The sequence below is a fragment of the uncultured Mailhella sp. genome (assembly GCF_944324615.1).
Taxonomy (GTDB): Bacteria; Desulfobacterota; Desulfovibrionia; order Desulfovibrionales; family Desulfovibrionaceae; genus Mailhella.
In genome coordinates this window covers 1-3,213 of the sequence record NZ_CALUWY010000116.1, presented here as the reverse complement: position 1 = coordinate 3,213, position 3,213 = coordinate 1, and the positions used below count along the sequence as shown (strand labels likewise).

At 61.9% G+C, this 3,213-nt stretch carries 3 protein-coding genes; 2 read left to right on the top strand and 1 reads right to left on the bottom strand.

Going from position 1 to position 3,213, the window contains the following annotated elements:
• Window positions 1-337: 337 nt before the first annotated feature.
• Together Q0K07_RS13005 and Q0K07_RS13000 are read left to right on the top strand one after the other, a co-directional pair.
• On the top strand, window positions 338-745 hold the full coding sequence (locus Q0K07_RS13005; protein WP_294559787.1) for an NfeD family protein: 408 nt from the start codon (window positions 338-340) through the stop codon (window positions 743-745).
• Between the two features lie 9 nt (window positions 746-754).
• Window positions 755-1,681: a stomatin-like protein gene (locus Q0K07_RS13000; RefSeq protein WP_294559786.1), complete on the top strand. Its 927-nt coding sequence runs from the start codon at window positions 755-757 to the stop codon at window positions 1,679-1,681.
• An 81-nt stretch (window positions 1,682-1,762) separates the two neighbouring features.
• On the opposite strand, the gene Q0K07_RS12995 is transcribed toward Q0K07_RS13000, so the two are convergent.
• Window positions 1,763-2,650 (bottom strand): LysR family transcriptional regulator, encoded by an 888-nt coding sequence (locus Q0K07_RS12995; protein WP_294559785.1) that lies wholly within the window; start codon window positions 2,648-2,650, stop codon window positions 1,763-1,765.
• Window positions 2,651-3,213: the final 563 nt, after the last annotated feature.

Here is a 3,213-nt window from a genome sequence, read left to right as displayed (position 1 = left end):
GCGGCCTGCCGCTCTGCTTTCCGCATCAGGGCATGGGGCTTTTCACCGGCACCGCACGTTCCGCGCACCTTCGCCCTTTCCGCACGGCTTTTCCGCCGCGGCATCCCCCGCTCTCCGATATTCCCGCCCTGCCCCGCCATGGCATTCCGGCCCTGCCCTCCCGGGAATCTGCGCTTCCTTTGAAAAGGGCCTGTACGCCGCGCCTTTCCCCTGCCCCAAAACGGCACCGCAGCCCGCCAACCGTTCCGCCGCAACGCCTGCGGCACAGAGAAGGTTTGACAACATGCCGTACCTGCCTGTATCAGGATAAAAGTGAAACTCATGCAGGGGAACTTCCATGTCACTGCTTTTCTGGGCCTGTACAGCGGTTGTTTTTCTCATCATCGAACTTGCCACCGGCACGTTCTTCTTTCTTGCCCTGGCGCTTTCCGCCGGGGTCACGGCCCTTGTGGCGCCTGTTCTTCAGGATACGCTGTGGCAGATATGCCTTGCCTGCGCGCTGTCCCTTTTTTCCTGCATTGGGCTTGCGCTCAGAAAGAAGCGCAGAGGCTCCGGCTCTGCCGGGAACAACCTCGACATAGGACAGAGCGTCCATGTTTCGGAATGGAAGGGCCGCCGCGCCCGCGTGAAGTACCGCGGCACCATGTGGGACGCCGTGCTGAAGGAAGGCGCGCCCTGCGCTCCGGGGCGGCATCGCATTGTCGGCTTCGATTCCTCCACACTCATTCTTGAACCCGAACCGTAGGGAGGCCTTATGGAGGACAGTTTCCTTTTCAACTATTTTGCCGTGCTTCTGATCGCGCTTGTGCTGGTTCTCGTACCGCTTGCCATCCGCGTGGTGCCGCAGCAGCAGGGCTGGATTGTGGAGCGGCTCGGCAAGTTTCACAGCGTGCTGGAACCGGGGCTGAACTTCATCATTCCGCTCATCGACCGCGTGGCCTACAAGCATTCGCTGAAGGAAATTCCGCTGGATACCGAAGCGCAGGTGTGCATCACCAAGGACAACACGCAGCTCACGGTGGACGGGCTCCTGTATTTTCAGGTCACGGATCCGAAACTGGCAAGCTACGGCACTTCCAACTATGTGCAGGCCATTTCCCAGCTTGCGCAGACCTCGCTGCGTTCCGTGATAGGTCAGATGGAACTGGACAAGACCTTTGAGGAACGCGAGGAAATCAACAGCCAGGTGGTGCGCGCCATCGACGAGGCGGCGCACAACTGGGGCGTGAAGGTACTGCGCTATGAAATCAAGGATCTGACGCCGCCTGCGGAAATTCTGCGCGCCATGCAGCAGCAGATTACCGCAGAGAGGGAAAAGCGCGCCCTCATTGCCGCTTCCGAAGGCAAGAAGCAGGAAGCCATCAACCTTGCCGAAGGCCAGAGAGCCGCGCTCATTGCCCAGTCGGAAGGCGAAAAGCAGTCTGCCATCAACCGCGCCGAAGGCGAGGCCCGCTCCATTGAGGCCGTGGCCGCGGCGCAGGCCGAAGCCATCCGCATTGTGGCCGAAGCCACGGCAAAGGAAGGCGGCATGGTCGCCGTGAACCTGCAGGTGGCGGAAAAGTATGTGGAAGCCTTTGCCAACGTGGCAAAACAGGGCAATACCCTCATTGTTCCCGCCAACTTAGGCGACATGGCCTCGCTCATTGCCTCGGCCATGAACATTGTGAAGGCGGAAAAATAACCGGACAGACGCCCTCCCTGCGGAGGGCGTTTTTTTTATCAAAAAGGGACGGCGCGGAAAATGCGCAGAGACAAAGGCGCGTCAGGCCCACTGTTTTCTGAGCAGGTCCAGAAATTCCCGCTGCTTTCCGGCAAAGCCGTGCTGCGGGGCAAGGGCCAGCACCACGCGGCGCGGGGGAAGCATGCCGGCCAGATCGTAGCGCTGCAGGCCGGACATATCCTCCGGCAGGGCGTGTTCGCACACAATGGCCGCGCCGAGACCGAGGCGCACGGCTTCCAGCGCGGCCACGGGACTTGCCACATGCACGCGCACCGGCCCGGTGAGGGGAATGCCCGCGTAGGCGTCCAGCTCGGCCAGACCGCTTGTGCCGGTGATGTAGACCATGGGCAGGGAAAAAAGCTGCTCCAGCGAGGGGCAGGGTTCCAGATGCCGCACCAGAGAAGGCGGAGCCACCAGCACCAGGGGGGAGGAAAAGAGCGGTATTTCCTCCAGCGTGGGCAGAATATGCTCGTGAAACACCATGGCGCAGTCCAGTTCGCCGGAAAGCAGCGCATGACAGAGGGCGGGCGCCCCTTCAAAATGCAGGGAAAAATCCAGCCCCGGCAGACTTGCACTGTGCGCGGCTATGGATTTCAGCACCGGCGACTGAAGCAGCGCAAGCGCGCCCAGACGCATGACTTCCCGCTTTTCCTGAAAATTCTTGAGCTCGCAGCAGATGGAAAAAAGCGTGTTGCCGAGCGCGGGAATGCGCGAATGCAGAAAGCGCCCTGCCGGAAGCAGACGCAGCGGCCGGCCGGCCTTGCGCTCGAAAAGCGGCATGCCCAGCTCCTCTTCCAGCTTCTGTATCTGCTGACTCACGGCCGAAGGCGTAAGGCAGAGTATGGCGGCCGCACGGCGTATGCTCCGGGTTTCGGCCACATAGTAGAAGGGCCGCAGATATTGAATGAGATTCACATTGATGTCGTTCATGGGTTCGCGCCTTGCTTTGAGCGGATAACTCCCCTTCCCGGAATATGCCGGATTTGACGCTGAAGGTCAAAATACCGCTGAAAATAACGCGATGGCACATCTTCGCAGGACACGCTGTACAGGGGGCGGGGCTTGCACGGAGGGCATTTCGTTTAACGCCGGAAGTGAATTCCGGCTACTTATGCCCTCGCGGCCCGGCCGCCTGAAGGCTGGCCGGGGGCGACACCAGTGCCCGAGTGACGCGAAGGCTCGTCTGCTCAGGACACGCTGTACAGGGGGCAGGGCTTGTACGACTCGGGCCTTGCTTACGCCGCGAGTGAATCGCGGCTGCGCGGCCCTCGCGGCCCGGGCGCCCGAAGCGCCCGGGGGCCCCCGAGCGTTGATACATGGCCCACCTTCGCAAACTGAGGGGGTTCGGGGGGATGACCTTCCAGCGCCTGCGTGATGCGAAGGCCCGTCTGCTCCGGACACACTGTACAGGGGGCGGGGCTTGTACGACTCGGGCCTTGCTTACGCCGCGAGTGAATCGCGGCTGCGCGGCCCTCGCGGCCCGGGCGCCCGAA

What these genes read in the sequence shown, in the direction of transcription:
- Q0K07_RS13005 (WP_294559787.1), top strand. Translation starts at nt 338, where the DNA reads ATGTCACTGCTTTTCTGGGCCTGTACAGCGGTTGTTTTTCTCATCATC.
- Q0K07_RS13000 (WP_294559786.1), top strand. Translation starts at nt 755, where the DNA reads ATGGAGGACAGTTTCCTTTTCAACTATTTTGCCGTGCTTCTGATCGCG.
- Q0K07_RS12995 (WP_294559785.1), bottom strand. Translation starts at nt 2,650, where the DNA reads ATGAACGACATCAATGTGAATCTCATTCAATATCTGCGGCCCTTCTAC.